This window comes from Amycolatopsis kentuckyensis, assembly GCF_041679295.1.
In the GTDB taxonomy this organism is placed as follows: domain Bacteria; phylum Actinomycetota; class Actinomycetes; order Mycobacteriales; family Pseudonocardiaceae; genus Amycolatopsis; species Amycolatopsis kentuckyensis_A.
This window is the reverse complement of sequence record NZ_JBGDMD010000006.1, coordinates 475,676-500,904: the sequence shown is the minus strand read 5'-3', so window position 1 is coordinate 500,904 and position 25,229 is coordinate 475,676. Positions and strand designations below refer to the sequence as shown.

Here is a 25,229-nt window from a genome sequence, read left to right as displayed (position 1 = left end):
CAGAGGGATTACCGCATGTCTGACGCCCGTGTCGCGGACGCACTCGACCGCCTGGAGCAGCACGCCAACCTGCACCTCCCGCTGCGCCGCGGTGACCTGCTCGGCCGGCTCGCGCTGCGGTTCCTGTGGCGGCGTCAGCTGAAGTGGCAGGTCGAGACGAACCTGGCCACGCGGGACGCGGTCAGCGCGTTGTCCGACGAGGTCCGCGCCGCCGAAGGGCACTTCCAGCGCTGGCTGGGCGAACGCGGCGAGCTGGTGCGCGCCGAGTCGCTGCACCGCGAGCTGGAATCGCTGTACCGCAACGACCAGAACCTCGCGGCCGGCCTCAACCAGCGGCTCTACAGCGCGGTCGGCGGGTTGCAGGCCCAGCTGTCCGGCCTGGCGATGCAGGTCACCGAGTCCGCGGACCGCTCCGGCGACGTCGAATCCCGGCTCAAGGAGCTGGAGGCGCAGCTCGAGCGGCTGCTGGCCGCGGCCGAGCAGGTCCGGCTGCGGAACGTGCAGGTCGACCTGCTCCTCGACCGGTCACGCCGGGACGCCGAGCCCCCGGCACCCGTTGCCTCGGTTCCCGACCGCGACTCCTTCCTCGAAATCGCCGTGGAGGCCCTGCTCGACGGGTCCGCCGAACGCGCGCGGGACGCCGTGCGCGCGTACCTGCCGGTCGTCGAGGAGGCCCGGAAGGCCGGTGCCACCGGCGCGGTGCTGGACATGGCTCCCGGCCGCGGCGGCTGGCTGGAGGTGCTCGCGGCGGCGGACATCCGGTACCGCACGGCTTCGCGGAACGCCTTGGTGCGCAAGCAATGCGCGGCCGTGGACGTCCAGGTGACCGACGCCGACCCGATGCGCCTGCTCGAAGAGGCGACGCCCGGTTCGCTCGGCGCGATCACCGCGTTCCGGTTCGCCGAACGGCTCGAACCGGCGGCGCTCGCGCGGTTCGCGGAGCTCGCGGCCGCCGCGCTGCAGCCGGGCGCGCCGCTCGTCGTCGAGACGCCCTTGGCGGGCCCGGACTTCCACCTCGACCCCTTCGCGCAGCGCCCGGTGCACCCGGACTTCCTGCGGTTCCTCACCGAGGCCGCCGGCTTCTCGCACGTCGAGGTCCGGCAGGGCGAGGCGGACATCCCGGTCACCGCACCCGGCGGGCGGGAGCGGTACTGCCTGCTCGCGTGGCGGTGACGGGCGTGCGCCACCGGATGTGGACGCCGCTGCCGCCCGAGCGCAGCGGCATCGCCGACTACAGCTTCGAGCTGCTGGAGACGATGGCGGGCATCGCGGACGTCTCCGCGGTCGGCCGGTACCCGGCGGAAGCCCAGTCCCCTGTTCCGCTGCTCGGCCCGGATGACGTCGAGGACTCCGCCGACGCCGTCGACATCTACCAGATGGGCAACAACACCGAGTTCCACGAGTGGATCTACCACCGGGCGCTCGCGGTTCCCGGCCTGGTGGTGCTGCACGACCCGTCGCTGCTGGACTTCTCGCTGAGCTACCACGGCGGCATCGAGTCGACGGCGTTCAAGGACGAACTCGCGTACGCGCACGGCCCGATCTGGGGGGACCCGGCCGACCCGGCGCTGGTGCTCGGCTGGCCCGCCGTCGACGTCGACGGCGTCAAGCACCTCGACCGGCAGACGATGAGCCTGGAACGGCGGATCGTCTCGGCCAGCCGCGGGGTGCTGGTGCACGACCCGTTCCGGGCGCGGCACCTGCGGGAGCGCTACCCCGAGGTGCCGGTGTTCGCGGTGTCCTCGGCGGCGCCGGTCATCGACGACGACCACAAGCGCCCGGCGGTCCGCGCCAAGCTCGGCTGGTCCGAAGACGACGTCGTGTTCGGCATCTTCGGCGGCTTCACCGCGATCAAGCGGATCCGCGTCGCCGTGCTGGCGTTCGCGCAGGTCCGGCGCCGGTGGCCGCAGGCGAAGCTGCTGATCGTCGGGCACGCGCGCGAGAAGGACATCGAGGCCGACGTCCACCGCGCGATCGCCGAGCTCGGCGTCGGCGACGCGGTGCGGATCATCCCGAGCCCGGACATCGAGGAGTTCCAGGACCTGATCGTCGCGACCGACGCGCTGATCGGCCTGCGCTGGCCGACCGCGGGCGAGACGAGCGCGGTGATGATGCGCTCGTACGGCCTCGGCCGGCTGTTCATCACCAGCGACCTGCCGCAGCACCGGCACTACGACCGGGAGTTCTGCCGGCTGGTCCCGATCGACCCTCAGCGCGAAGCCGTCGAGCTGGTCGCGCACCTCGAACGGATCGTTTCCTGGCCGGAGGAAGCGCGCGAAGCGGGCCGCAAGGCACGCGAGTGGGTCCGGCAGAACGCGTCCTGGCCGGTCGTCGCCGCGGCCTACCGCGACGCCGCCGAAGCCGTGCGCGGACCGCTGCCGCCGCCGGTCAAGCCGTCGCGAGACCGGCCCGGGATCAACATGTTCGGCGACGTCCGCGCGGCCGGCGTCAGCGCGGAAGCGACCCGGCGGCTGGCGACCGTGCTGGCCGGCCGGCTGCCCCGTACGACGTTCACCGAGTTCAACACCCGCGTGCCGGACCGGCCGTACGAGGTGCCGCGCGAGCTGGCCGACCTGCGCCGCGGCAAGGACTACGCGGCCGACCTGTTGCTGGTGGACGCCGCCGAGTTCCCCTTGATCCCGAAGCACTCCTTCGACCGCTACACGATCGCGCGGTGGACCGGCGAGCTGCCGGACGTCCCGGCGCGCGGGCTGCCCGAACTGTCCTCTGTGGACGAGCTGTGGGTGCCGTCGGCGCTCGCCGCCGGGCTCCTGCGCGGGAGCACCGACATCCCGATCACCGTGGTCCCCCCGGTGGTCCCGGCCGCTTCTCCCGACGGCGACCGCGCGCGGTTCCGGTTGCCGGAAGACGAGCTGGTCGTGCTCACGACGTTTTCCGACGCCGAGCGCCAGAACGCGCGGGCGGCGATCACGGCGTTCCGGCACGCCTTCCCGGCGGGCAGCGCCCACCTGGCGGTAGCGACGGGCAAACCGCCGTCGTGGCTCGAAGCCGAGGTCGCCGCAATCGGCGGCACGGTCCTGTCCGAAGTGGACCGTGGACTGCTGCTGGCGTCCTGCGACATCTACCTTTCGCTGCACCGGTTCGAGACGTTCGGGCTGCACTTGGCCGAGGCGATGGCGCGGCGCAAGCCGGTGGTCGCCACCGGCCACGGCGGCAACCTCGACTTCATGCCGCCGGGCGCGGCCGCGCTCGTGGGCTTCGAGACGTACGTCGCGAAGGACGCCGAAGCCGGCTTCACCAACGGCTTCACGACGTCGTACCCGCTCGGGCACCCGTGGGCGGAACCCGACGTCGACCAGGCCGCGCAGTGGTTGCGCACGCTCGCCGGGAACCCCGCGTTGCGGATGTCCATGGGCGAGCGGGCCGCGGCCGCCGTCGAAGCGGTGTGCGGCCCGGACGCCGTCGCGGACGTCGTGCTCCGGCGGCTGGCGGCCCTCCCGAAGTGAGGGCTCAGCCCCGCCGGGCTTCCAGCTCGGCGATGCGGCCGGAGGCGGCCGCGAGCTGCGCTTCCAGTTCGGCGACCCGCGCCTCCAGTCCGGCGGTGTACCGGGCGTTGCGCGTGCGCTGCCGCTCCTGTTCGGCGCGGGCCTGTTCCAGCTCGGCCAGGTAGTCGGCGGCGCGCCGGTGCGTCTCCTGCAGCTCCCGCAGCTCGGCTTCCATGCGGCGGGCGTAGCCGATCTCGGCCGCGCGGCCGGTGCGCAGCTCCTCCAGCGCCTTGGCCTGCTGCAGGACGTCGTAGCGCTCGAAGTCGTCGAAGACGTTGGCGGGCGCGGCGAGCCGCTCGAGCGCTTCGGCGTCGTCGGACTGCGCGTAGAAGCGGTTCAGGCCGTCGAAGAGCCCGCAGCGGTAGCCGGCGTCGAGCAGCATCGGCTCCCACTCGGCGTGCGTCTGCGTCTCCGCGCCCGGCTCGGTGGCCTCGACGACGAGCACCCGCGGCCGGTGCCGCGTCCAGTCGCCGCCCTCGATCACAGCTCGCTCGGCGCCCTCGACGTCGATCTTGAGGAAGTCGACCGCGCCGGGGTGCTCGTCCAGGACGGCGGCCAGCGTCGTCAGCTCGACCTCGACGGTGTTCACGCGCCAGCCGCGGTCCTCGCGGTACCGGCCGGCGAGCCCGTCGTCGAGCGTCGACCAGCCCCACTCGTTCTCGACGACGTGCAGCTTCGCCGTGCCCGGGCGGGCGCCGACGGCGACGTCGAGGTTCAGGTCGTCCGGCCGGGCCGCGCGCAGCTCCCGGGCCTTCGCCGGGATCGGCTCGATGTTGATCCCGCGCCAGCCGAGGTCGTAGAAGTGCTTCGTCACCGACGCGACGAGCGGATCCCCGGCGCCGATGTCGACATAGCGACCGGTGTCCTGCCCCGCGAAGACGCGCGCGAGCACCACGTCCTCGGCCTGCTGCGCGTAGCTGATCATGGCAGCGAGATGCCGGCCTTCCCCGCTTCGAGCTTCAGGTCGTGGTCGACCATCATCGCGACCAGGTCCTCGAACCCGACCTCCGGCTTCCAGCCGAGCTCGGTGTGGGCCTTGGAGGCGTCGCCGACCAGGAGGTCGACCTCGGCGGGCCGGAAGAACCGCGGGTCCTGCTCGACGAACCGCTCCCAGTCGTCGAGGCCGGCGTGCTTGAACGCCAGGTCGACGAAGTTGCGGACGCTGTGCGTGCGCCCGGTCGCGACGACGTAGTCGCCCGGCTCGTCCTGCTGCAGCATCTGCCACATCGCGCGGACGTAGTCGCCGGCGAAGCCCCAGTCGCGGCGCGGGTCGAGGTTGCCGAGCACGAGCTTTTCCTGCAGCCCGAGCTTGATCCGCGCGACGGCGTTCGTCACCTTGCGCGTCACGAACTCCATGCCGCGACGCGGGCTCTCGTGGTTGAAGAGGATGCCCGAGCAGGCGTAGAGGCCGTAGCTGTCGCGGTAGTTCACGGTGATGTCGTGCCCGAACACCTTCGCGACGCCGTAGGGCGAGCGCGGGTAGAACGGCGTCTGCTCGGTCTGCGGCGATTCGCGGACCTTGCCGAACATCTCCGAGCTCGACGCCTGATAGAAGCGGATCGGGTTGTTCTGGCTGCCGCCGACCATCCGGACGGCGTCGAGCAGCCGCAGCACCCCGAGGCCGGTGACGTTCGCGGTCAGCTCGGCCTGCTTGAAGCTGAGGGCGACGAAGGAGATCGCGCCGAGGTTGTAGACCTCGTCGGGCTGCACCTGCTCCAGGACCCCGACCAGGCTGGAGAGGTCCTGCAGGTCGCCCTCGACGATCTCCACGTAGGGGTACTCCGTGCGGATCATGTCGATTCGTGGGTTGTTCTGCCCCTTGACCAGGCCGAAGACCTCGTACTGCTGCTCGTGGAGCAGCTCGGCGAGATATTGGCCGTCCTGACCGGTGATTCCGGTGATCAACGCACGTCGCACCCGCTGAGGATAGCCGGGTAGTAACCGTCACTTAGCCCGAAGGTGTGACTTCGGCCGTGTCGGTGAACGCCGTCCCACTCCCGCACGCCTTCTGAGCAGAGCATCGGCCCGGGAAGGAGGTGCCATGATCTGGATTTGCCTGGTCGGTGTCCTCGCCGTCGTGTTCCTGGTCCGGACGTTCCGCGTGGTGCGCCGGGTCAGGCGGAGTGACGTGGGGTGACCAGCCCCGACTCGTAGGCGAGCACCACCAGCTGCGCCCGGTCGCGCGCGCCGATCTTCGTCATGATGCGGCTGACGTGCGTGCGGGCCGTCGCGGTGGAGATCACCAGGTGGGCCGCGATTTCGTCGTTCGACATGCCGCCCGCCACCAGGCCCAGCACCTCGCGCTCGCGGTCGGTGATCTCGCGGACGGCGCTGGTGTCGATGCGCCGGTTCTCCGGGCGGCCGACGAACTCCTGGATCAGCCGGCGCGTGACCGTCGGCGCCAGCAGTGCCTCCCCGCTCGCCACGACCCGCAGCGCGCGCAGCAGCTCGACCGGTTCGGTGTCCTTGAGCAGGAACCCGCTCGCGCCCGCGCGCAGGGCTTCGTACACGTACTCGTCGACGTCGAAAGTGGTCAGGACCAGCACTTTCGTCCCGGCGAGGTCGGGGTTCGCGGTGATCCGGCGGGTGGCTTCGAGGCCGTCGACACCCGGCATCCGGACGTCCATCACGACGATGTCCGGCTGGTGTTCGACCGCGCCGGCGACCGCCTGTTCGCCGTCGCCGGCCTCGCCGACGACCTCGAAGCCGTCTTCGGTCTCCAGCAGCACGCGGAACCCGGCGCGGACCAGGACCTGGTCGTCGGCCAGCAGGACGCGGATCATGCTTCCCCCTCGATCGGTAGCTGGACGCACACTTCGAAGCCGCCGTCGACCGGCCCGGCGGTGTACCGCCCGCCGAGCGCGGCGGCGCGTTCGGACATGCCCCGCAGGCCGTGGCCCGGGGTCGGCTGGGCGGTGCCGCGGCCGTCGTCGCGGACCTTCATGGTGAACGTGCCTGTCCGGCGTTCGAACCGGACGTCGACGCGTTCGGGCTGGTCGGCGTGCCGGACGACGTTCGTCAGCGACTCCTGCAGGATCCGGTACGCGGCCGCGTCGACGGGTGCCGGGAGGTCACCCGCCTCGCCGTGGACCTCGACCGTGAGCCCGGCGTCGCGAGCGTGGTCCAGCAGCTCGGCGGCCTGGGCGAGGCTCGGCGCGGGCGCCTTGTCCTCGCCCGAGCGCAGCACGGCCAGCGTCGCGCGCAGGTCGTTGAGCGCGGACGCGCTGGCCGCCTTGATGTTCAGCAGCGCCTCTTTCGCCTGTTCGGGCCGCCGGTCGGCGACGTGGGCGGCGACGCCGGCCTGGACGTTGATCATGGCGAGGCTGTGCGCGACGACGTCGTGCACCTCGCGGGCGATCCGCAGCCGTTCCTGCTCGGCGAGCCGGTGCCGGTGCTCGTCGGCCTGCTCGCGCCGGGCGGCGAGCGCGTCGAGCTGGTACCGCACGGCGGTCCCGACCCCGATGACGGCGGTCAGCCAGACGACGAGGAAAGCGGCCCCGGCTTCGAGCGCGAAAGACCTCGTCACGACGACGTGCCAGACATACGCGGCAGCGAGAGCGCAAGTGCCGGTGATGCCCGCGGTGAGCGGTCCGCGTTGCCGGGTCAGCACGAACAACGCGACGGTCGGTACCAGGATGACCGGCCCGCCGGGCAGGCCGGAGGAGTAGTAGCCGAACGCGGACGCGGCGCCGACCAGGAAGAGCGTCAACGGGAAGCGGTGGACGAACAGCAGCGTGAGGACGGTCGCGGCGAGCCACGCGACCCCGAGCGGCGTCAGCGGCGTCGCGCCGGGCTGCCACCGCGAAGACGCGCTGGTCGCCCCGAGCACGAACACCAGGACGACGACCGTGCGCGCCACGCGTCCTGCCCAGGGCGGCCTTCTCATGCCGCGAAACTACCGGTCAGCGGACATCGGCGCGTCCGTCTCGGAGCGCGCTCCCGGCGTACGTCGTCAGTCGAACACGAGGGGCAGCTTCGCCGCCGTCTCCTCGTCGGCCGGGGTGTAGGTCGACATCGTGATCTCCGAGCGGCGGCCGTAGTAGAGGTACGTGAAGTTGAACCGCAGCAGGCCGACGTCCGGGTGCAGGTAGCGCTTGGTGCGGATCGGCTCGGAGTTGACGTCGTGGTGCGGCCACAGCTCGGCGAACAGCGGCGACTCCGCCTTGAGCCGCTTGACCAGGTTCTTCCACGCCGGTTCGGCGACGTGCTCGGCCATCGCCGCGCGGAAGGACGCGATCACGCGCGGGATGTTCGTGTCCCAGTCGAGCATGCGCTTGCGCCACTCGGGGTTGAGCAGGCACTGGACCAGGGTGTTGCGGTCTTCGAACGGGATCGCGTCGACGTCGCCCATCAGCCACGTGTAGCCGCGGTTGTAGCCGAGCAGGTCGCAGCGCGCGTTGCGGATCGCGACCGGGTACGGCTCCAGCTTCTTCAGCATCAGCTCCAGCTGCGGCGAGACGACCTGGCAGTCCTTCTCGCCCTCGGGCTCGGGCGCGCCGGCCAGCCGGAAGAGGTGGGTGTGCTCGTGCGGGTCGAGGCGCAGCGTGCGGGCGATGGCCTGCAGCACCTGCTCGGACGCGTTGATGTCGCGGCCCTGCTCCAGCCACGTGTACCAGGTGACCCCGACGCCGGCGAGCTGCGCGACCTCTTCGCGCCGCAGCCCCGGCGTCCTGCGACGACCGTGCAGCGGGAGCCCGACCTGCTCGGGCGTGATCCGCTCGCGACGGCTGCGCAGGAACCTCGCGAGTTCCTGCCGGCGGAGGTCGGATTCGACGGCGGTGGTCATGGTGCCAGGATCGCACAACTCCGAAACTGGTACCAGGTAGTCGCAATACCTGGATAAACGACAACTGGTACTAGTTTGGTTTCGGGCCGATCGTAGTACTCATGACCACGACAGAACTCGCGCCGAGCACCCCCGGCGCCCCGGCCCGGCCGGGACTGACCCCCGCCGGCCTGGTCACGGTGCTGCTGGGGGCGGCACTGCCCATCATCGACTTCTTCATCGTCAACGTCGCGCTCCCGACGATCGATGCCGACCTCCACGCGTCCACCGCGACGCTCGAGCTGGTGGTGGCGGCGTACGGCATCGCGTACGCGGTCCTGCTGGTGGTCGGCGGCCGCCTCGGCGACTCGTTCGGCCGCCGCCGGCTGTTCCTCACGGGCCTGTGGCTGTTCACGTTGACGTCCCTGGCCTGCGGAATCGCCCCGACGGCGACCACGCTGGTGATCGCCCGCGCCGCGCAGGGGGCGGCGTCGGCGTTGCTGCTGCCACAGGTGCTCTCGATCATCCAGGCGACGACGTCCGGCGAAGCGCGTTCTCGCGCTCTGGGTCTCTTCGGTGCGACGGGCGGCCTGTCGACGGTCGTCGGCCAGCTGCTGGGCGGCGCTTTGGTGGCGGCGGACGTCTTCGGGACGGGCTGGCGGCCGATCTTCCTGGTCAACGTCCCGATCGGCCTGGTCGTGCTGGTGATGGCCCGCCGGCTGCCGGAGAGCCGCGCGCACAACCCGCTGGGCGTGGATCGCCTCGGGACGCTCCTGCTGGCGGTCACCCTGATGTCGTTCCTGGTGCCGTTGATGGAGGGTCGCGCACTGGGCTGGCCGGCGTGGACGATCGCGTTGCTGGTCGTGTCGCCTTTTGCCGCCGCGGCGTTCGTGCACGTCGAACGGCGTCAGGAACGTCTGGGCGGAACGCCGCTGCTGCCGCCGTCGGTGATGCGGCTGCCGAGCGTCCGGCGTGGCTTGATGGTGGCGATCCCGTTCTTCGGGGCGTTCGGTTCGTTCATGTTCGTGTACGCGATGACGTTGCAGGAGGGCCTGCACTTCGGGCCGCTCGGCGCGGGTGTCGCGCTGACGCCGCTGGCCGTCGCGTACTTCACGGTGTCGATGCTGAGCAGCCGGCTGGTGGCGCGGTACGGCCAGAAGGTCGTCCCGGTCGGCGGCGCGATCACGGCAGTCGGAATGGTGGCGCTGCTGTGCACGACGCTGTCGGCGTGGCCGCACGTGACGGTGTTGGATCTGGCGCCGTCGATGGTGGCGATCGGGGTCGGGAACGCGCTGGCGATGACGACGTTGTTCCGGATCGTGCTGTCCCACGTGCCGACGGATCTGGCCGGGGTGGGGTCGGGTGTGATGACGACCAATCAGCAGACGTCGCTGGCTTTGGGCGTGGCGACGCTGGGGAGTTTGTACGCGGCGCTTTCGGGTTCGCTGGGGAGCCGGGACGCGTTCGCGTGGGTGATCGGGGTGGTGGCGCTGCTGGCGGTGGTGGTCGCGATCACCGCGCGGCGGTTGCCGGACCCCCGGGTGTGACGGTGGCGGAGCCGGGTTCAGCCCGGCTCCGCCGCGACAGCAAGGCGCTTCAAGAACTCGATCGACGCAGCCTCGTCGAGAGCGATCTTGACGAGGTGCTTGAACTGCATGCGCGCCTCGGCGATCTCCTTGGGCCGGTCGAGGTGGAGGGCGCCGAAGCCGCCACACGTGTAGACGAGCCCCGGCTCTTCGGGATCGGGAAAGTCGAGGATCGTGAAGCCGCCGCTCAGCCCGATGTGCAGTCCTGCGGTAACGGGTACGACCTGGACTACCAGGTTCGGCAAAGCGGTTCGCTCGATGATCCGCTCCAGCTGCGCTCGAGGACAGCGGGCAGGCCAGAGTGCGATTTCGTCGATGATCAAGTGCACGCGGAAGCCCGGATCGCCGCACAACCTGTGCTGGCGCTTGGTTCGCACCTCGGTCATCGCGGCGACCTGGTCGGCGGTCCACGGGATCGCCGAGTCTTCGAACACCCGGCGCGCGTAGGCCTCGGTCTGGAGGAGTCCGGGTACGAGCCCGACCTCGACTCCACGGACGCGAGAGGCACTGGCCTCGGCGCCGACGTACCCGAAGTCGCGCGGCGGGTTGCGCGGCCACCAACCCGGTTCCTTTGCCTGGTCGAACATCCGCACGTACTCTTCGTACTCCGAAGCGAGCACGCCGTAGCGGTCCAGCAAGGCCAGGAAGTCGTTGTAGCCCGGCAAGTGGCCCTGCTCGATGCGGCTCAGCTTCGACTTCGAGATCCGGATCGGTTCACCGGCTTCCGACTGGGTCAGCCCGGCACGCTCCCTCAGCCTGCGCAACGAGCGACCGACCTGGCGGCGCGGGAACGGTGGCCTGGTGGGTCGTGGCACTCGATCACCTCCGCGGCGATCGTATGAGCGCGACCCCGGCTGTGGGATTCCCACGTTTCCGACGCCCTCGTTCGAGGTCGGAACGCGAACCTGCAGGTCATGGACAGGTACGGCTACCCCCACGAGCTCGAGTACCGGCGCGAGGCCGACGGCTCGCGGGTGCACGAATACACCGAACTCGTCGACGACATGGGGTTCGTCCTCGAGCACCGCAGCGAGCGGTACCAGGGCTGGACCGTCCGGTACGGGACCGCCTGCGCGCACGACTACCTGTCCCGCAAGCGCGCCCGGCCGGGGACCTTTGTCGTCAGCGTCTACCGGCTGTTTCCGGGGCGGCGGGACCACGTCGTCACCATCCGGGTGACGTGGCCGCCGAAAAAAGCGAAAGTTCACCCGTCGGAAAAGCCGCGCGCCGGACGACGATGAAGGTGTGACGGAACCACGGGTACGACCGGACCCGGCCTTCGCGCTGCTCGGGCTCTACGAGACCGCGCTGCCGGAGGTCTACGGGTACCTGCTGTCCCGGTGCGGTGACCGCACGCTCGCCGAGGAGCTGACGTCCGAGACGTTCCTCGGGGCGGTCGCCGCCTGTCGCAAGGAGTACGCACCTCCAGTGAGCACCGGGTGGCTGATCGGCGTCGCCCGGCACAAGCTCGCCGACCACTGGCGGCGCAAAGAACGTGAGGAACGCGGACTGCGGCTGGTGCACGACAGCGAGCCGGACGTCGAGGACCCGTGGGACGAGCGGCTCGACGCCCTGCGCGCGAGACAGGTGCTCGACTCCCTCGGGTCGCACCACCGCGCGGCCCTGACCCTGCGGTACGTCGACGGTCTCGGCGTCCCCGAAGTCGCCGGCCACTTGGGCCGCAGCGTGCACGCCACGGAGGCGTTGCTCGTGCGGGCCCGTGCCGCGTTCCGGCGCGCCTACGAGGAGAAGGAGGGTCGCGATGCCTGAGCCTTTCGACGCGCTTCGCCGTCCCTCCGCGCGGGTCGCCCCCGACCCGGACTTCGCCGCCGAACTGCGCGACAACCTGCGTCGCGTCATCTTGAACGGAGCCGATATGACCACCACTTCCGAGGCACCGGCCACCGCGGCCGAACTGCGCTCGCTGACGCCGTACCTCGCCGTGTCCGATGCGCGGGCCGCGCTCGACTTCTACGTCGAGGTGTTCGGCGCGGTCCGCCGGGGCGAGCCGATCCTGATGGATGACGGCCGCATCGGGCACGCCGAGCTGGCCATCGGCGACGCGGTGCTGATGCTGGCCGAGGAGTACCCCGAGATCGGGCACGTGGCGCCGCGCGAAGGGGGCGCGTCGGTGCGGGTGGAGGTGCCGGACCCGGACGTTTCGGTGAACCGGGCACTGGAGCTGGGCGCAACGCTGATCCGCGCGGTGAGCGACTCACCGTACGGCCGGGGCGGCTCGTTCCGCGACCCGTTCGGGCAGCGCTGGCTGGTCTCGCAGGCGGCACCCGCGCGCCCGGCTCGCCACGGCGCGGCGATGTACTTCACGTTCCAGGTCCCGGAGGCGGAGCCGGCGAAGTCGTTCTACGGCGCGGTGCTGGGCTGGGAATTCACGCCAGGGTCGGTGTCCGACGCGTGGGGCTTCTCGGGCCCGGGTCTCGAGGGCGGCCTCTGGGCCGGCGACCGCCAGGTGGGCTGGAAGCTGATGTACGCGGTCGAGGACCTCGACGCCGCTTTGACCCGGGTGCGCGAGCAGGGCGGCCGCACGGGCGAAGTGGAGAACCACCCGTACGGCACGACGGCCGACTGCACCGACAACCAGGGCATCGAGTTCTGGCTGTGGGAGCGGCCCGGGAAGTGAGGAATCCCATCCGCCGGGCCGTGCGTTCGGGCGCACACTCGAAGCATGGCCGGGCAATGGGTGCCGCGTGACCACGACGAGCTGACCGCTGGGTGGCGGTTGTGGCTCGAACTCGGCTCGAGCGCTTGGCCCAGCTGAGATGGCAGCCTCGCCGAGAGGGGCCTGCCTGGGTTACCTGCCCAGCCCCCACCCTCTCCGGGGGACCTGCCCCGCTTCCAGCGTATCGGCGGCGGGGGCGGAAAAGGGGGCGTGCGGCAAATCTGTGGATACCCGAAGCTGGTGTGGATAAGTTGGCTGTCACGGGGCAATCGCGCTTGACAACAGCTGCGCGGGCTGCCGTCTCGCGGGGTTCGCCGACTACGCCCTCGGCGTGCGGACGCTGCTCGCCGAGGGCGGCGGGGGGCCTCGCTCGCACTCTAGCGGCCAGCTGCGTAGCCCTGCATTCCTCGGGCGTTCGCCGCTGCTCGCAACAAGCCGTCCGAGCGCGAGACCGCTGAGAGGCGGCCCAATGCCCAATCGCCCGCGTCGATCAGTGAGTGGCCTCGCTCGCGTAGGGCGTCCAATGTGGACGCACCCAGCCGGGACTCCACCACCAGCTCGCGCGGGTTCCACGAGCGCGGGTAGAACGAACTCGGGAACGCCGTCGTGTGCCACGCCGGTGAATCGATCGACTCCTGCAGGTTCAGCCCGCCGTAGGTGTGGGCCAGCCAGAAACACAGCTGCCACTGGTCCTGCTGGTCCCCGCCCGGGGTGCCGAACGCCAGCGTCGGGACCCCGTCGCGCAGCGCCAGCGACGGCGATAGCGTGATCCGCGGGCGCTTGCGCGGTGCCAGGGAGTTCGGCAGCCCCTCCTCCAGCCAGAACATTTGGCCACGGGAGTCCAGGCAGAAGCCCAGCGACGGAATCGTCGGGCTCGACTGCAGCCAGCCGCCCGACGGCGTCAGCGAGACCAAGTTGCCCGCCGCGTCGACGACGTCCAGGTGGACCGTGTCGCCGCGCGTCTGGCCCTGGGGGCCCACCGTCGGCTCGCCCGTTGCGCCGCCTTCCGACTGCACTCCCTGCAGCGAGTTCAGGATCGCCGGGAGACGCGCCGGGCCGCGGGCGTCGCCCGGGCGGAGCGCAGGAGACGCCGAGTCGCCAATCAGTGCGCGGCGCGCGTCCGTGTAGGCGGCCGAGAGCAGCACGTCCAAGGGGACGTCCGTGTCGCCGTACCAAGCCTCGCGGTCCGCGAAGGCCAGCTTCGCCGCTTCGGTCGCCAAGTGCACCGTGCGCTCCGACGGGATTCCGTCCACATAGGACAGCTCGTCGCGGAAGCCGTGCAGCAACAGCGCCTGCTGCAGCAGCGCCGGGCCCTGGGTCCAGCCGCCCATCTTGACCAGGCGCCAGTCGTCGACGTCCACGAACGCCGGTTCCTCGTACGTCGCCGACCACGACGCCAGGTCTTCTCCGGTCAGCAGGCCCGCGTGGTCGCGGCCCGAGTCGTCGCGGAACGCCTTCCGGCTGAACGCATCGATCTCCTCGGCGACGAACCCTTGTGACCAGGCACGACGTCCCGCATCGAGCTGCGCCTCCCGGCCCGGGACCGACTCCGCTTCCCGCAGCAGACGCTCCCACGTGTCCGCCAGGACCGGGTTCCGGTGCAGGCCCGACGCCGGCTTGCCGTCCGGCATCCACAGGGCCGCCGACGTCGGCCAGTGCTCGGTGAACAGCCGCGAGACGGCCTGGATCGTGTCGCCGACCCGCGACACCAGCGGGACGCCGTTGCGCGCGTAACCGATCGCGTACGACAGCACCGAGCGCAGTGACTTCGTCCCGTAGTCGCGCAGCAGCAGGAGCCACCCGTCCCACGCGCCCGGGACCGTCGCCGGGAGCAGGCCGCTGCCCGGGATCAACTCCAGACCCAGCGAGGCGAAGTGCGCGACGGTGGCCCCCGCGGGCGACGGGCCTTGAGCGGCCAGCGCCCGCGGGGTCGGGTCGTCCGCCGTCACGAAGAGGCCGGGTACCTGGCCCGCCGGCCCGCACAGGTGCGGCTCGGCGACCTGCAGGACGAACCCGGCGGCGACCGCCGCGTCGAACGCGTTGCCGCCGTCCTCCAGCACCGCCATCCCGGTGGCCGAAGCCAGCCAGTGCGTCGATGCCACCATCCCGAAGGTGCCGGCCAGCTCGGGCCTCGTCGTGAACATGCCCCGATAGTACGCATTGCTAAGGAACTTTTACCAGGACGACGAGCGACGCCGCTCCGGCTCGTACGGCTGCGTGATGATTTCCATCCCGTTCCCGCCGGGATCGAGGAAGTAGACGCCACGACCGCCGTGGTTGTGGTTGATTTCGCCGACCTGTTTTCCCATCGGGTCGGCGTGGTAGGTCACGCCCGTTTCGACGAGCCGCGCGAACACGGCGTCGAAGTCGTCCTCCGGGACCAAGAAGCAGTAGTGCTGCAGGCGCAGGTCCTCTTCGGGGACGGTCGCGAAGTCCAGCCGGACGCCGTTGCGCATCTCGACGGGGATGAACGGACCCCATTCCTCCCCGACTTCGAGGCCGAGCAGGTTCGCCAGGAATTCGGCGGATTCCCGGTTGTTCCGGGACGGGACGATCAGATGGTTCAATTCAACGGAAACGGAAACTGACACGGTGAAATGCCTCCACGGGCACTCCCGCCACCTCCATGCCTCACCCAGCCGGTGACCGACACGCGATGCCGTGCCGATCACCCTAACCAAGAGAAGCGCTTCAGGAAACCTTGATTCGCGCCGCCGCCCGCGGCCGCCCGACGCCCTGCCAGGACAACCCCGCGTCGACGATCACCCGCGGGTCGAGCAGGTTCCGCGTGTCGACGACGTCGATGCCCTCCATCAGCTCGGCCATCGCGGCCCAGTCGAGGTGCTTGAACTCGGCCCACTCGGTCAGCACGACGACGGCGTCCGCGTCCTTCGCGATCTGGTAGGCGTCGTCGACCACGGTCATCCCGGCGATCTCGCCGTCGATGGCCGGGTCGTAGGCGACCAGGTCGGCACCCAGCGCGCACAGCACCGAGGCGACGGCGAGCGCGGGCGAGTCGCGCAGGTCGTTCGTGCCCGCCTTGAACGCCAGGCCCAGCACGCCGATCCGCGCGCCGGCCAGCGTGCCGCCGACCGCGCCCGCGATCTTCGCGACGATCCGGTCGCGCTGGGCGATGTTCTCGTCGATCGCCGAGGTCAGCATCTTGAAGTCGTAGTTGACCGACTCGGCCACCTTGACCAGCGCGCTCGTGTCCTTCGGCAGGCACGAGCCGCCCCAGCCGGGGCCGGGCTTGAGGAACGTCCGGCCGATCCGCCGGTCGTAGCCCATGCCCTCGGTGACGAGGTCGATGTCCGCGCCGAGCCGTTCGCACAGCTCGGCGATCGAGTTGACGTAGGACAGCTTCAGCGCGAGGTAGCAGTTCGCGGCGTACTTGACCAGTTCGGCGCTGGCGGCGTCGGCGACGACGACCGGCGCGTCGAGCTCGCTGTACAGCTCGCCGACCCAGTGCGCGGCCGCGAAGTCGTCCGAGCCGACGACGATCCGGTCCGGGCCGAGGAAGTCCGCGACCGCGGTGCCCTCGCGGAGGAACTCGGGGTTCGACACGACCGGCACGTCGGTGCGGCCGAGCATCGCCTGGATCCGTTTCGACGTGCCCACCGGCACGGTCGACTTGGTGACCAGCGCGCAGCCGGCGGGCAGGACGTCGCCGATCTCGGCGGCCACCGCCTCGACCGCGCGCAGGTCCGCCGAGCCACCCGCGCCCATCGGCGTCGGGACGCAGAGGAACACCGCCTGGGCGTCGCGGACCGCGTCGCGCGCGCCGACGACGAACTGCAGGCGGCCGGCCGCGATCCCGCGGGCGACCAGGTCGGCCAGCCCCGGTTCCAGGATGTCCACGCGCCCGGCGGCGAGGCGCGAGACCTTCGCCCGGTCGACGTCCACGCAGGTGACGGAATGACCCAGACCGGCCAGGCAGGCCCCCGTGGTCAAGCCGACGTAACCGGTCCCTACCACCACGATCCGAGCTGGCGTCATGGTGCTGAAGGTGACAGCCGGAGTTGACCACGACGCTAACGGAAACGGTCGCCCCCGGGAGCGGTGAGCGAAGACACGAACCCCGCGTGCGAACGAGCGTTAACCTGAGGCGGCGAACAGGACCACGAAGGGAACGGCACAGATGCAGATCACCGACACCGCGGCGCTCGTCACGGGTGGCGCGTCCGGCCTCGGCGGGGCGACGGCGAAGGCCCTCGCGGCCAAGGGCGCGCGGGTGTTCGCGCTCGACCTGGCGCCGTCCATCGAGAAGGCCGAGCAGGTCGACGGCATCACCTACGTCGAGGCCGACGTCACCGACGTCGAGCAGGTCGAGGCCGCCGTCGCGACCGCTTCGGGCTCGGGCGTGCCGCTGCGGACCGTGGTGAACTGCGCCGGCATCGGGCCGTCCGCGCGGATCCTGTCCAAGAAGGGCCGCCACGACCTCGCGCTGTACGCGAAGGTCATCCAGATCAACCTGGTCGGGACGTTCAACGTGCTGACCATCGCGTCCGAGGCGATCGCCAAGACCGAGCCGCTCGAGGACGACGCGCGTGGTGTCATCATCAACACAGCGTCCATCGCCGCGTTCGACGGCCAGATCGGGCAGGTCGCCTACTCGTCGTCCAAGGGCGGCGTCGTCGGCATGACGCTCCCGGCGGCCCGCGACCTGGCCTCGCACGGCATCCGCGTGCTGACCATCGCGCCCGGCATCGTCGACACCCCGATGCTGGCCACGGTCAGCGAGGAGTTCCGCGCGACGCTCGCGGCCGGCATCCCGTTCCCGAAGCGCCTCGCGCGGCCGGACGAGTACGCGCAGCTCGCGCTGTCGCTCATCGACCACGACTACCTGAACGGCGAGGTCGTCCGCATGGACGGCTCGCTCCGGATGGCCCCTCGCTGACCCACCCCGCCGGGGCACGTGCGTGCCCCGGCGTCCGCGGTCAGCGGGTCAGGCGGACTTCGAGGCCGATGCCGTCGGTCGTCACCGAGCAGCCGCCGAAAGCGCTTTCGGCGGCCATCGCCTCGAACTGCTCCCGCGTGAACGCCCGGCGCCGCAGCCACCCGAGCGTCTGCCGGATGGTGAAGCCGCTGACCGCACCGACGTTCATCCCGGCGACCTCGCGGGCGATGTCCGCGCTCGTGGCTTCGCGGTTGAGGTCGTGGATCACCGCGTACCCGCCCGGGCGCAGCACCCGGTGCATCTCGTTCAGCGCCGTCACCGGCTGCCGGAAGTTCTTGAACGCGGCCTGGCAGACCAGGTAGTCGAACGACTCCGCGTCGAACGGCGCGTGCGTGATGTCGCCCTGGCGGAAGTCGATCTCCAGGCCGGCGCGGTTTTCCCGGGCGATCTCGACCATTGTGTGGCTGATGTCCAGCCCGGTGACGCGGAAGCCGCGCTTGGCCACCTCGATGGCGAAGAAGCCCGGCCCGGGCGCCACCTCCAGGACCTCGGCGCCGTCGGGCCACCCCGCCGTGACCTCGGCCGCCTGCCGCCGGTACTGCGCGAGCTGGGCCTCCGTGCCGCGGTTCTTGGCGTACCAGCGGGCCTGGAAGCCCTCCATCTCGGGCACCTTGTGCTTGCGGGTCGTCTCCATCGGTTCCTACCTCTCCACGAACTCCCCCAGGTCGTCCGGGAATTCGCCGGTTTCGTGGTATCGGCGCCACGCCTCGATGCCGGGCAGCGCGCCGGTGGTCAGTTCTTCGAGGAAGCCGCGCACCCAGCGCCCCTCGGCCTCCGTCATCGCGAGGTCATACTCGACCTCCACCAGGAACAGCCGCGGCAGCACCGGCCGCAGCTGCTCCAGCGCGGCCCCAGGAAACGGTGGATCAGGTCCGCGGCGAAGCTTCACAGCGAACCGCACTTGATCAGCAGGTCGGCCTCCCAACCGCACTGCTTGAACACGGATTTCGTACGCGTGTGGCGCACTCGAGCACCATGAACACTACTGGCGATTGTTTCGCCCGGCAAGTGTCTTAGTCGATGAACTACTCAGAGATCGAACATGTACGGCACTTCGGCCTGCGCTCGGGCATCGATCCACTCGCGCAGCGCGTGCGTCGCCAGGACGTCGTCCTCGTTGTAGCGCAGCAGCCGCTCGCGCTGTTCTCCGTCGGGCGTCTCGCCGTCCATGCCGACGGCGTCGCGGTACCAGCGCATCGATGCCTCGCCGCCCGCCTCCGGGTCGCGCCACGAGAAGCCGGCCACCGGGGCGATCACCTTCAGGCCCTTGCCGTGCGAGCACAGGAACTGGTCGGTGACGCTGCGGAAGAGGTCGACCCACTCGTCGGAGTCCACAAAGGACTGGACTTCCTTCTTCGTGGGGACGCCCGGGTGGTCGCCGAAGCGCTCAACCGAGCCGAAGAGCCAGCGGTTCTCGGCGAGCGCGTTGTAGCAGTAGGCGCGGAAGGTCAGGCCGGCCGCTTCGGTGCGCTCGCGGACGTCGGTGAGCCACGCCCAGAACTCGGCGAACGACCGGGCTTCGTCGTCGGTGGGCAGCGGATCCCACGTCGCGAAGGCGCGATACCCCTGAGAGACGCCGATGTCGGCGCCAGTGAGCAGGCAGCCCCAGAGGTACGCACCGGCGTCGCCGAAGCTCTCCATGTCGACGTCGACCTCGACGTCGGCGCGCGGGACCTCGACGCGGTCGACGCGGCGCACCAGCGTCAGGTCGGCCAGCCACGCGCGAGCCAGGACGACCGCGTCCGGGAACGTCACGCCGGTCCAGTTCACGTCCGGCGCGTCGCCGGTCGGGTCGAGCGCGGCCAGCTTGTCCACAGTGGACACGCCGGCCCGGCGCAGCTCCACGGCGTCCTCGCCGCGGACGACGAGGCTGACGTCGCGGGTCTCGGTGAGCACGACCTCGCACGTCGGCCACCACGGGCAGCGGCGGCACTCCAGCACGCGCGACGGCTCGGCCAAGGGCTCCTCGCCGTTCGCGGCCGCCGTCGCGATGGCGAGCCGGTCGGCGAACCGGACCTGGTATTCGGTGAGCGCGCTGCGCCCGCCCGGCCAGGTGCCCGCGGTGAGGTCGTGCCAGACGACGACGTCGGCGTCGAGGCCGATGACGCCGCCGAGTGCGAGGCTCTCGTCGGCCTGCCCGAGCGTCTGCAGCATGCGGCGGGTGTGCACGAGCCGGAGCTGGTCGCGCGGCTGCGACCGGACCTTGCGGCCGTCGTCGGCCGTGCGGTGCGCCGGGTCGAGGTCGGTCAGCTCGGTGACGATCGCGCCGGCACCGCGGTCGGAGATCCGGTGGCGCACCACGAGCACCGGGACGTACCCGCGGCCGGTGCGGACGAGCAGGTCGACGCCGCCACGCCGGTGGCCCGCCGCGTCGACCGGGAACAGCGCACCCCAGATGTACTGCGCTTCGGCGGCGAAGGCCTGCTCGGTCAGCTCGACGCGTTCGTGGGCCGGCAGGTCGCGGTCGATCTTCACCCAGTGGCCGGGGTTGGCCGCCATCAGCCTGCTGACGATGTCCTCGCGGTGGGCGGTGGCGTCGGCGATCCGCTGCTGCGCCGTCGGGTCCGGCGGGGAAAGCGGTACCTCGCGCATGGCCGGGTCGTGCTCGAGGTGCACACGACGGCGGCAGCGGCTGACCGCGCCCGCGTCGAGTACCACCTCACCCTGCATGGAGATCACTCTAGATTCCCACCGCCGAGCCGACATGCCCGCCACCCTGGCTACCAGTAAGTTCGACGTCGACACGTCGCAGGAGGTGCCATGGCGCGCAAGGCCAAGGTCGAGGGTGATGCCAGGTTCACCCCTAAGAGGGCGAAGAACGCGGTCGCGGTGGCGAAGGTGCTCGGCCCGGCCGTGATCCCGGTGGTGGCGCCGTTCGCGGTGCGCGCGGCCGGTGCCGCGCGGGACGCGTACGACCGCTACCAGGCGCGCAAGCTGGGGGTCTCGGTCGACAAGCTGGGCGAGTACACCGGCCGCGGCGCGGCCCTGCACGCCCGGATCGCGGGACTCGCCGACGGCTGCCGCGACCTGCAGAAGTCGGAGAAGGCGTCGAAGGCGGACCAGGAGTTCGTGAAGGACTCGCTGAGCACGCTGGAGCAGCTGTCGGCCTCGGTGCGCGCGGCGGAGCGGATGCCGGCGGCGCGGCGCAAGGCCGTGCACCGCGCGGTGGCCGGCGAGCTGGAGCGGCTGGAAGGCCAGCTGCTGCACCGGCTGGGGATCTGACCGCAGCCCCCGCCCTATCCCGGGGGGCGTCCCCTGGTCCAGTCTATCGGCGGTAGGGGCCGAAAAGGGGCGCCGCGGAAATCTGTGGACAACTCCGCGCCTGTGGATGGCTGATTTGACAAACGGCCGGGCAGCGTGATCGCTGCCCGGCCGCTCGGCTACTTCACGAAGCCCTTCTTGACCATCCAGTCGTGGGCGACCTTGCCCGCGTCCTGGCCGTCGACGTCGACCTGCTTGCACAGCTCGACCATCTGCTCGTTGTCGATCGCCGCGCTGATCTTCTCCAGCGGGCCGCGCAGGTCCGGGTGCGCCTTGATGAAGTCCGTGCGCAGCGTCGCCACCGCGTTGTACTGGGGGAACGCCTTCTTGTCGTCCTCCAGCACCCGGAGGTTGAGCCCCGAGATCCGGCCGTCGGTCGTGAAGACCTCGCCGACCGGGCACGTTCCGCTCGCCACCGCCGAGTAGATCGTGCCGATGCCGAAGTTCTTCACCGTCGGGCTCTGGAAGCCGTACGCCTTGACCGCGGCCGGGAAGCCGTCCTGACGGCTGGTGAACTCCGTCTCCAGGCAGAACACCGCCTGGTCCGGCTTCTGCTTGATGAACGCCGCCAGGTCGGACGTCGTCTTCAGGTTGTTCTGCGCGCCGTACGCCTCGGTGACGGCGAAGGCGTACTGGTCGTTCAGCGGCGAGTAGTTCAGCCACGTGACGCCGAACTTCTCCTCGTCCGCCTTGGCCGTCGCCTCGTACTGGGCCTTCTCGCCGCCCGGTACGGGAAGCTCGTTGCCCTGGTAGTTGATCCAGCCCGTGCCCGTGTACTCCCACGTGACGTCGGTCTGGCCGGACAGCAGCGCCTGGCGCGAGGAGTTGGAGCCCTTGATGTCGGACAGGTCGACGACGTCGGCGCCGGCCGCCGTCAGGGCCATCTCCGCCATGTACGCCAGGATGATGTTCTCGGTGAAGTCCTTCGACCCCACCGTCACCTTCAGCCCCTGCAGCGACGGGATCGGCTGGATCGAGCCCGGCTTGATGTCGTACGGGACCGCCTGGTTGACCGTCAACCCGCAGGACGACAGCGTCACCCCCAGCAGCGCCACGACTGCCAAACGACGGAGTTTCATCGCAGCCCCTTCGGTCCGAAGAACTGTTCCGCGACCGCGCCCAGCCAGTCCACCAGCAGCGCCAGCGCGACGGCCAGCACCGAGCCGGTCACCAGCACCGGGGTCAGGTTCAGCTTGTAGCCGGTGTCGATCAGCAGCCCGAACCCGCCGGCGTTGACGAACATGCCGAACGTCGCCGTGCCGACCGCCAGCACGAGGGACGTGCGCAGGCCGGCCAGGATCAGCGGGACGGCGAGCGGCAGCTCGACCCGCCACAGCACCGCGGCCGGCGACATCCCGATGCCGCGGCCGGCGTCGATCAGCGCCGGGTCGACCTGCTGGATGCCGACCATCGTGTTCCGCAGCACCGGCAGCAGCGAATAGAAGGCCAGCGGCAGCGCCGCCACCCAGATCCCGCCGGTCGCGCCGGTGACGATGAACCACAGCACCAGCACGCCGAGCGCGGGCGCGGCCTGGCCGATGTTCGCGATCGCCAGGAAGATCGGCGCGAGGAAGCGCGCCCACGGCCGCGTCACGATGATGCCGAGCGGCACCGCGACCAGGACGACGATCGCGGTCACCACGAGCGTCATCAGCACGTGGTCCCACAGCGCCGTCAGCAGCGACGACGCGTTGAGCGTCTCCTTCTCGGTCGCGGTCAGCCCGCTGGAGAACACCGAGACCAGCGTCACCGCGACGATGACCAGGACGGCGACGGGCTGGGCGAAGAGGCGGACGCGTTCCGCGCGCTTGGAGCCGGACTCGGTGCTGAAACCGGTATCGACGGCAGCCGTCATGCGGACACCTCTTCGCCGTTCGTGTGCTCGTCGCGCAGCTGCTGGATGGTCGCGATCACGGTGTCCAGCTGGATGGTGCCCGCGTACTCGCCGCGCGCGCCGGTCACCGGCACCGACCCGCCCTCGGCGAGCATCGCCTCGAGCGCGTCCTGCAGCGTCGACTGCAGGCTGACGATGTCCCGCAACGGCTTGCCGACGTTGGCCAGCGACGTCGCCGAGGTCAGCTCGCGGGCGTGCACCCACCGCGTCGGACGGCGGCGCGCGTCGAGCACGAGCGCGAAGTGCCGCTTCGACTTGTCGAGCTTCTCCCGGACGGACGCGGGCGTTTCGTCGACGGTCACGGTCAGCGCGTCCTGCTGGAGCTCGACGTCCCGGACCCGCAGCAGCGTCAGCTGCTTCAGCGACGCGCCCGCGCCGACGAAACCGGCGACCGTGTCGTCCGCCGGGTTCGCCAGGATCGCCTCGGGCGTGTCGTACTGCAGGATCGAGGACTGGTTGCCGAGCACCGCGATCTTGTCGCCGAGCTTCACGGCCTCGTCGAAGTCGTGCGTGACGAACACGATCGTCTTCTTCAGCTCGCTCTGCAGGCGCAGCAGCTCGTCCTGCAGGTTGCCGCGGGTGATCGGGTCGACCGCGCCGAACGGCTCGTCCATCAGCAGCACCGGCGGGTCCGCCGCGAGTGCCCGTGCCACGCCGACACGCTGCTGCTGCCCGCCGGACAGCTGGCGCGGGAAGCGGTCGCGGAAGTCGGCCGGGTCGAGCCCGACCAGGTCCATCATCTCCTCGACCCGGTCGTTGACCTTCTTCTTGTCCCAGCCGAGCAGGCCCGGCACGACCGCGATGTTCTGCGCCACGGTGAAGTGCGGGAACAGCCCGGCCTGCTGGATGGCGTAGCCGATCCGGCGGCGCAGGGTGTCGACTTCGAGCTTCAGCGCGTCTTCGCCGCCGATGGTGATCTTCCCCGACGTCGGCTGGACCAGGCGGTTGATCATCCGCATGGTCGTCGTCTTGCCGCAGCCGGACGGGCCGACGAAGACCACGATCTTGCCCGCGGGGACAACCATCGAAAAGTCGTTCACGGCCGGTTCGCGGGTCCCGGGGTACCGCTTGGTCACGTGCTCCAGCTCGATTTCGACGCCGGAGACTTCCTCGTTCTCAGCCACGGACACCCCTCGAGATGGTGAAGCGCTTGATCAGGACGTAGATGCCGTCGAGGATCAGCGCGAGGATGACGACCCCGACCGTTCCGGTGACGGCTTGGTTCAGGGAGTTCGTGCTCCCCGCGTTCGTGAGCCCGGAGAAGACCTCGGCGCCGAAGCCGGGGCCCTTCGCGTAGGCGGCGATCACCGCGATGCCCATCAGCATCTGCGTCGCCACGCGCATGCCGGTGAGGATCGCGGGCCACGCCAGCCGCAGCTCGACCCGGGTCAGCACGCCGAAGCGGCTCATCCCGATGCCGCGCGCGGCGTCGACGACCGCCGGGTCGACGCCGTCGAGGCCGACGATGGTGTTCCGGACGATCGGCAGCAGGCCGTAGAGCACCAGCGCGATCACGGCCGTCGTCGGACCGAGCCCCGAAAGCGGGATCAGCAGGCCCAGGAGGGCGAACGACGGGACCGTCAAGATCGTGCTCGCCAGCGCCGTGGCCACCGCCGAACCGATCGGGCTGCGGTAGACCGCGATCCCGATCAGCACGCCGAGGACCGCGGCGAGGATCGTGCACTGCACCACCATGCTGGTGTGCAGGTAGGCCTCCAGCCAGAGCTTGCTCGCCCGGTCGGAGATGTAGTCGAAGAGGTTCATCCGTGTCCGCTCTCCCGCCCTTTGCGCAGGCTCTCACCCGAACGGGCTAGTTCCTGACCGACGGCTCAGTACCCAGCTCATGGCCGGTCCAAACCCCCGTTTCGGCCCACCGGTTCCGCCCACCTTGGCCTTCACCGGCGTGATCGGCAACAAATGACCTGAACCACGGCGTGACGCGAAACGTGAACTTCATGTGTGCTCACCTCACGGGATCACACGCTCACGCGGGGCGAGGTCCTTTAGGGTGCTCCTCATGAGCGTTCCGGCACGGCGTCCCGCCGTGCTGGGTGCTACCCGGGGTGTGTCGCTCGCCGTGTCCGCCGCGGCGCTGTCCGTGACCGCGCACCGCCTCGCCGACGGCGGCCTGCCGGACCCGCCGATGACCGTGCTGCTCAGCGGGCTCTTCGGCTGGACCGCGACCGCGCTGGCCCGCAGGGCGCGCGGACCGGTCGCCACGATCACCCTGCTCGGCACCGCCCAGCTCGTGATGCACCTGCTGCTCACCACGCTCGCCGGCCACCACGACATGTACGCGATGCCCGGCAGCACCGGGCTCGGCATGGTGGCCGCGCACTCGGTCGCCACCCTGGTCACCGCGCTCCTGCTCGCCCGCGCGGACGCGACGCTGCTGACGGTGCTCGCCGTCCTGCGCGCGATCCTGCCGCGGCTGCTGACTCCGCTGCCCGTACCGGCCGCGGCCCCCGCGCTCGTCCCCGCCCGCACCGCGGCGCCGGGGCACCTCGTCGGCGTCGACCTGCGCCGGATCCGCGGGCGGCGCGGCCCGCCCTGTCACTCCTGAAACCCAGCTCAACCCCCGAA

General features: G+C 70.8%; 25 protein-coding genes. 9 read left to right on the top strand and 16 right to left on the bottom strand.

Annotation, left to right across the window (positions count from 1 at the left end; all coding sequences use genetic code 11):
- Positions 1 to 15 precede the first annotated feature (15 nt).
- Positions 16 to 1,173 (top strand): hypothetical protein, encoded by a 1,158-nt coding sequence (locus ACERZO_RS27555; RefSeq protein ID WP_372667658.1) that lies wholly within the window; start codon positions 16 to 18, stop codon positions 1,171 to 1,173.
- A gap of 5 nt (positions 1,174 to 1,178) precedes the next feature.
- Positions 1,179 to 3,467 (top strand): glycosyltransferase, encoded by a 2,289-nt coding sequence (locus ACERZO_RS27550; RefSeq protein WP_372667657.1) that lies wholly within the window; start codon positions 1,179 to 1,181, stop codon positions 3,465 to 3,467.
- 4 nt (positions 3,468 to 3,471) lie between these two features.
- Here ACERZO_RS27550 and ACERZO_RS27545 read toward each other — a convergent pair whose 3' ends face one another.
- The 5 genes from ACERZO_RS27545 to ACERZO_RS27525 form a co-directional block, all read right to left on the bottom strand.
- Complete coding sequence (locus ACERZO_RS27545; RefSeq protein ID WP_372667656.1) at positions 3,472 to 4,431, bottom strand: FkbM family methyltransferase; 960 nt, start codon at positions 4,429 to 4,431, stop codon at positions 3,472 to 3,474.
- Positions 4,428 to 5,423: a GDP-mannose 4,6-dehydratase gene (gene gmd / locus ACERZO_RS27540; RefSeq protein WP_372667655.1), complete on the bottom strand. Its 996-nt coding sequence runs from the start codon at positions 5,421 to 5,423 to the stop codon at positions 4,428 to 4,430. Before gmd ends, ACERZO_RS27545 begins: the two co-directional genes overlap by 4 nt.
- A gap of 197 nt (positions 5,424 to 5,620) precedes the next feature.
- Positions 5,621 to 6,289, bottom strand: coding sequence for a response regulator (locus tag ACERZO_RS27535; protein ID WP_372667654.1), 669 nt, complete (start codon positions 6,287 to 6,289; stop codon positions 5,621 to 5,623).
- Positions 6,286 to 7,392: a sensor histidine kinase gene (locus ACERZO_RS27530; RefSeq protein WP_372667653.1), complete on the bottom strand. Its 1,107-nt coding sequence runs from the start codon at positions 7,390 to 7,392 to the stop codon at positions 6,286 to 6,288. Before ACERZO_RS27530 ends, ACERZO_RS27535 begins: the two co-directional genes overlap by 4 nt.
- 66 nt (positions 7,393 to 7,458) lie before the next feature.
- On the bottom strand, positions 7,459 to 8,292 hold the full coding sequence (locus ACERZO_RS27525) for a helix-turn-helix transcriptional regulator (RefSeq protein WP_372667652.1): 834 nt from the start codon (positions 8,290 to 8,292) through the stop codon (positions 7,459 to 7,461).
- A 101-nt stretch (positions 8,293 to 8,393) separates the two neighbouring features.
- On the opposite strand from ACERZO_RS27525, the gene ACERZO_RS27520 reads away from it, so the two are divergent.
- Positions 8,394 to 9,818 (top strand): MFS transporter, encoded by a 1,425-nt coding sequence (locus ACERZO_RS27520; RefSeq protein ID WP_372667650.1) that lies wholly within the window; start codon positions 8,394 to 8,396, stop codon positions 9,816 to 9,818.
- A gap of 17 nt (positions 9,819 to 9,835) precedes the next feature.
- Here ACERZO_RS27520 and ACERZO_RS27515 read toward each other — a convergent pair whose 3' ends face one another.
- Positions 9,836 to 10,672, bottom strand: coding sequence for a helix-turn-helix domain-containing protein (locus ACERZO_RS27515; protein WP_372667649.1), 837 nt, complete (start codon positions 10,670 to 10,672; stop codon positions 9,836 to 9,838).
- Positions 10,673 to 10,771: 99 nt separating this feature from the next.
- Between ACERZO_RS27515 and ACERZO_RS27510 the strand changes: the two genes are divergently transcribed.
- Genes ACERZO_RS27510 through ACERZO_RS27500 form a run of 3 tightly spaced genes read left to right on the top strand, consistent with a single transcriptional unit; the run spans position 10,772 to position 12,495 of the window.
- Positions 10,772 to 11,098, top strand: coding sequence for a hypothetical protein (locus ACERZO_RS27510; protein ID WP_086675050.1), 327 nt, complete (start codon positions 10,772 to 10,774; stop codon positions 11,096 to 11,098).
- A 4-nt stretch (positions 11,099 to 11,102) separates the two neighbouring features.
- Complete coding sequence (locus ACERZO_RS27505; RefSeq protein WP_372667648.1) at positions 11,103 to 11,627, top strand: RNA polymerase sigma factor; 525 nt, start codon at positions 11,103 to 11,105, stop codon at positions 11,625 to 11,627.
- The gene (locus tag ACERZO_RS27500; protein WP_372667647.1) at positions 11,620 to 12,495 is read left to right on the top strand and encodes a VOC family protein; all 876 of its coding nucleotides are present in this window, start codon (positions 11,620 to 11,622) and stop codon (positions 12,493 to 12,495) included. Before ACERZO_RS27505 ends, ACERZO_RS27500 begins: the two co-directional genes overlap by 8 nt.
- Positions 12,496 to 12,911: 416 nt before the next feature.
- Here ACERZO_RS27500 and ACERZO_RS27495 read toward each other — a convergent pair whose 3' ends face one another.
- The 3 genes from ACERZO_RS27495 to ACERZO_RS27485 form a co-directional block, all read right to left on the bottom strand.
- On the bottom strand, positions 12,912 to 14,678 hold the full coding sequence (locus ACERZO_RS27495) for a gamma-glutamyltransferase family protein (RefSeq protein WP_372667646.1): 1,767 nt from the start codon (positions 14,676 to 14,678) through the stop codon (positions 12,912 to 12,914).
- 30 nt (positions 14,679 to 14,708) lie between these two features.
- On the bottom strand, positions 14,709 to 15,101 hold the full coding sequence (locus tag ACERZO_RS27490; protein WP_372667645.1) for a VOC family protein: 393 nt from the start codon (positions 15,099 to 15,101) through the stop codon (positions 14,709 to 14,711).
- Positions 15,102 to 15,225: 124 nt separating this feature from the next.
- Complete coding sequence (locus ACERZO_RS27485; protein WP_372667644.1) at positions 15,226 to 16,530, bottom strand: UDP-glucose dehydrogenase family protein; 1,305 nt, start codon at positions 16,528 to 16,530, stop codon at positions 15,226 to 15,228.
- Positions 16,531 to 16,672: 142 nt separating this feature from the next.
- Here ACERZO_RS27485 and ACERZO_RS27480 point away from each other — a divergent pair, with 142 nt between their 5' ends.
- On the top strand, positions 16,673 to 17,431 hold the full coding sequence (locus tag ACERZO_RS27480; RefSeq protein WP_372667643.1) for an SDR family NAD(P)-dependent oxidoreductase: 759 nt from the start codon (positions 16,673 to 16,675) through the stop codon (positions 17,429 to 17,431).
- A gap of 40 nt (positions 17,432 to 17,471) precedes the next feature.
- Here the strand turns inward: ACERZO_RS27480 and ACERZO_RS27475 are convergent, their stop codons facing one another.
- The 3 genes from ACERZO_RS27475 to ACERZO_RS27465 all read right to left on the bottom strand — a co-directional run bounded on the left by ACERZO_RS27475 (position 17,472) and on the right by ACERZO_RS27465 (position 20,161).
- Positions 17,472 to 18,125 (bottom strand): class I SAM-dependent methyltransferase, encoded by a 654-nt coding sequence (locus tag ACERZO_RS27475; RefSeq protein ID WP_372667642.1) that lies wholly within the window; start codon positions 18,123 to 18,125, stop codon positions 17,472 to 17,474.
- A gap of 6 nt (positions 18,126 to 18,131) precedes the next feature.
- A complete protein-coding gene (locus tag ACERZO_RS27470; protein WP_372667641.1) occupies positions 18,132 to 18,392 on the bottom strand; it encodes a hypothetical protein in 261 nt (86 codons plus the stop codon).
- Between the two features lie 128 nt (positions 18,393 to 18,520).
- Entirely contained in the window at positions 18,521 to 20,161 is a 1,641-nt protein-coding gene (locus tag ACERZO_RS27465; RefSeq protein WP_372667640.1) for a TM0106 family RecB-like putative nuclease, read from the bottom strand.
- Between the two features lie 90 nt (positions 20,162 to 20,251).
- Between ACERZO_RS27465 and ACERZO_RS27460 the strand changes: the two genes are divergently transcribed.
- A complete protein-coding gene (locus ACERZO_RS27460; RefSeq protein WP_364463854.1) occupies positions 20,252 to 20,713 on the top strand; it encodes a DUF6474 family protein in 462 nt (153 codons plus the stop codon).
- Positions 20,714 to 20,871: 158 nt separating this feature from the next.
- On the opposite strand, the gene ACERZO_RS27455 is transcribed toward ACERZO_RS27460, so the two are convergent.
- Genes ACERZO_RS27455 through ACERZO_RS27440 form a run of 4 tightly spaced genes read right to left on the bottom strand, consistent with a single transcriptional unit; the run spans position 20,872 to position 24,410 of the window.
- Positions 20,872 to 21,831, bottom strand: coding sequence for a glycine betaine ABC transporter substrate-binding protein (locus tag ACERZO_RS27455; protein WP_372667639.1), 960 nt, complete (start codon positions 21,829 to 21,831; stop codon positions 20,872 to 20,874).
- Positions 21,828 to 22,607, bottom strand: coding sequence for an ABC transporter permease (locus ACERZO_RS27450; RefSeq protein ID WP_372667638.1), 780 nt, complete (start codon positions 22,605 to 22,607; stop codon positions 21,828 to 21,830). The genes ACERZO_RS27455 and ACERZO_RS27450 overlap by 4 nt, the downstream gene beginning before the upstream one ends.
- On the bottom strand, positions 22,604 to 23,770 hold the full coding sequence (locus tag ACERZO_RS27445; protein ID WP_372667637.1) for an ABC transporter ATP-binding protein: 1,167 nt from the start codon (positions 23,768 to 23,770) through the stop codon (positions 22,604 to 22,606). Before ACERZO_RS27445 ends, ACERZO_RS27450 begins: the two co-directional genes overlap by 4 nt.
- On the bottom strand, positions 23,763 to 24,410 hold the full coding sequence (locus ACERZO_RS27440; protein WP_364463846.1) for an ABC transporter permease: 648 nt from the start codon (positions 24,408 to 24,410) through the stop codon (positions 23,763 to 23,765). The genes ACERZO_RS27445 and ACERZO_RS27440 overlap by 8 nt, the downstream gene beginning before the upstream one ends.
- A 253-nt stretch (positions 24,411 to 24,663) precedes the next feature.
- Here ACERZO_RS27440 and ACERZO_RS27435 point away from each other — a divergent pair, with 253 nt between their 5' ends.
- Entirely contained in the window at positions 24,664 to 25,209 is a 546-nt protein-coding gene (locus tag ACERZO_RS27435) for a hypothetical protein (RefSeq protein WP_372667636.1), read from the top strand.
- The last annotated feature ends 20 nt before the right edge of the window (positions 25,210 to 25,229 follow it).

Bases quoted from the DNA above. Each gene is read 5' to 3' on its own strand.
- ACERZO_RS27555 (WP_372667658.1), top strand. From the start codon at position 16: ATGTCTGACGCCCGTGTCGCGGACGCACTCGACCGCCTGGAGCAGCAC.
- ACERZO_RS27545 (WP_372667656.1), bottom strand. From the start codon at position 4,431: ATGATCAGCTACGCGCAGCAGGCCGAGGACGTGGTGCTCGCGCGCGTC.
- ACERZO_RS27535 (WP_372667654.1), bottom strand. From the start codon at position 6,289: ATGATCCGCGTCCTGCTGGCCGACGACCAGGTCCTGGTCCGCGCCGGG.
- ACERZO_RS27530 (WP_372667653.1), bottom strand. From the start codon at position 7,392: ATGAGAAGGCCGCCCTGGGCAGGACGCGTGGCGCGCACGGTCGTCGTC.
- ACERZO_RS27525 (WP_372667652.1), bottom strand. From the start codon at position 8,292: ATGACCACCGCCGTCGAATCCGACCTCCGCCGGCAGGAACTCGCGAGG.
- ACERZO_RS27520 (WP_372667650.1), top strand. From the start codon at position 8,394: ATGACCACGACAGAACTCGCGCCGAGCACCCCCGGCGCCCCGGCCCGG.
- ACERZO_RS27510 (WP_086675050.1), top strand. From the start codon at position 10,772: ATGGACAGGTACGGCTACCCCCACGAGCTCGAGTACCGGCGCGAGGCC.
- ACERZO_RS27500 (WP_372667647.1), top strand. From the start codon at position 11,620: ATGCCTGAGCCTTTCGACGCGCTTCGCCGTCCCTCCGCGCGGGTCGCC.
- ACERZO_RS27495 (WP_372667646.1), bottom strand. From the start codon at position 14,678: ATGTTCACGACGAGGCCCGAGCTGGCCGGCACCTTCGGGATGGTGGCA.
- ACERZO_RS27485 (WP_372667644.1), bottom strand. From the start codon at position 16,530: ATGACGCCAGCTCGGATCGTGGTGGTAGGGACCGGTTACGTCGGCTTG.
- ACERZO_RS27480 (WP_372667643.1), top strand. From the start codon at position 16,673: ATGCAGATCACCGACACCGCGGCGCTCGTCACGGGTGGCGCGTCCGGC.
- ACERZO_RS27475 (WP_372667642.1), bottom strand. From the start codon at position 18,125: ATGGAGACGACCCGCAAGCACAAGGTGCCCGAGATGGAGGGCTTCCAG.
- ACERZO_RS27465 (WP_372667640.1), bottom strand. From the start codon at position 20,161: ATGCAGGGTGAGGTGGTACTCGACGCGGGCGCGGTCAGCCGCTGCCGC.
- ACERZO_RS27460 (WP_364463854.1), top strand. From the start codon at position 20,252: ATGGCGCGCAAGGCCAAGGTCGAGGGTGATGCCAGGTTCACCCCTAAG.
- ACERZO_RS27455 (WP_372667639.1), bottom strand. From the start codon at position 21,831: ATGAAACTCCGTCGTTTGGCAGTCGTGGCGCTGCTGGGGGTGACGCTG.
- ACERZO_RS27450 (WP_372667638.1), bottom strand. From the start codon at position 22,607: ATGACGGCTGCCGTCGATACCGGTTTCAGCACCGAGTCCGGCTCCAAG.
- ACERZO_RS27440 (WP_364463846.1), bottom strand. From the start codon at position 24,410: ATGAACCTCTTCGACTACATCTCCGACCGGGCGAGCAAGCTCTGGCTG.
- ACERZO_RS27435 (WP_372667636.1), top strand. From the start codon at position 24,664: ATGAGCGTTCCGGCACGGCGTCCCGCCGTGCTGGGTGCTACCCGGGGT.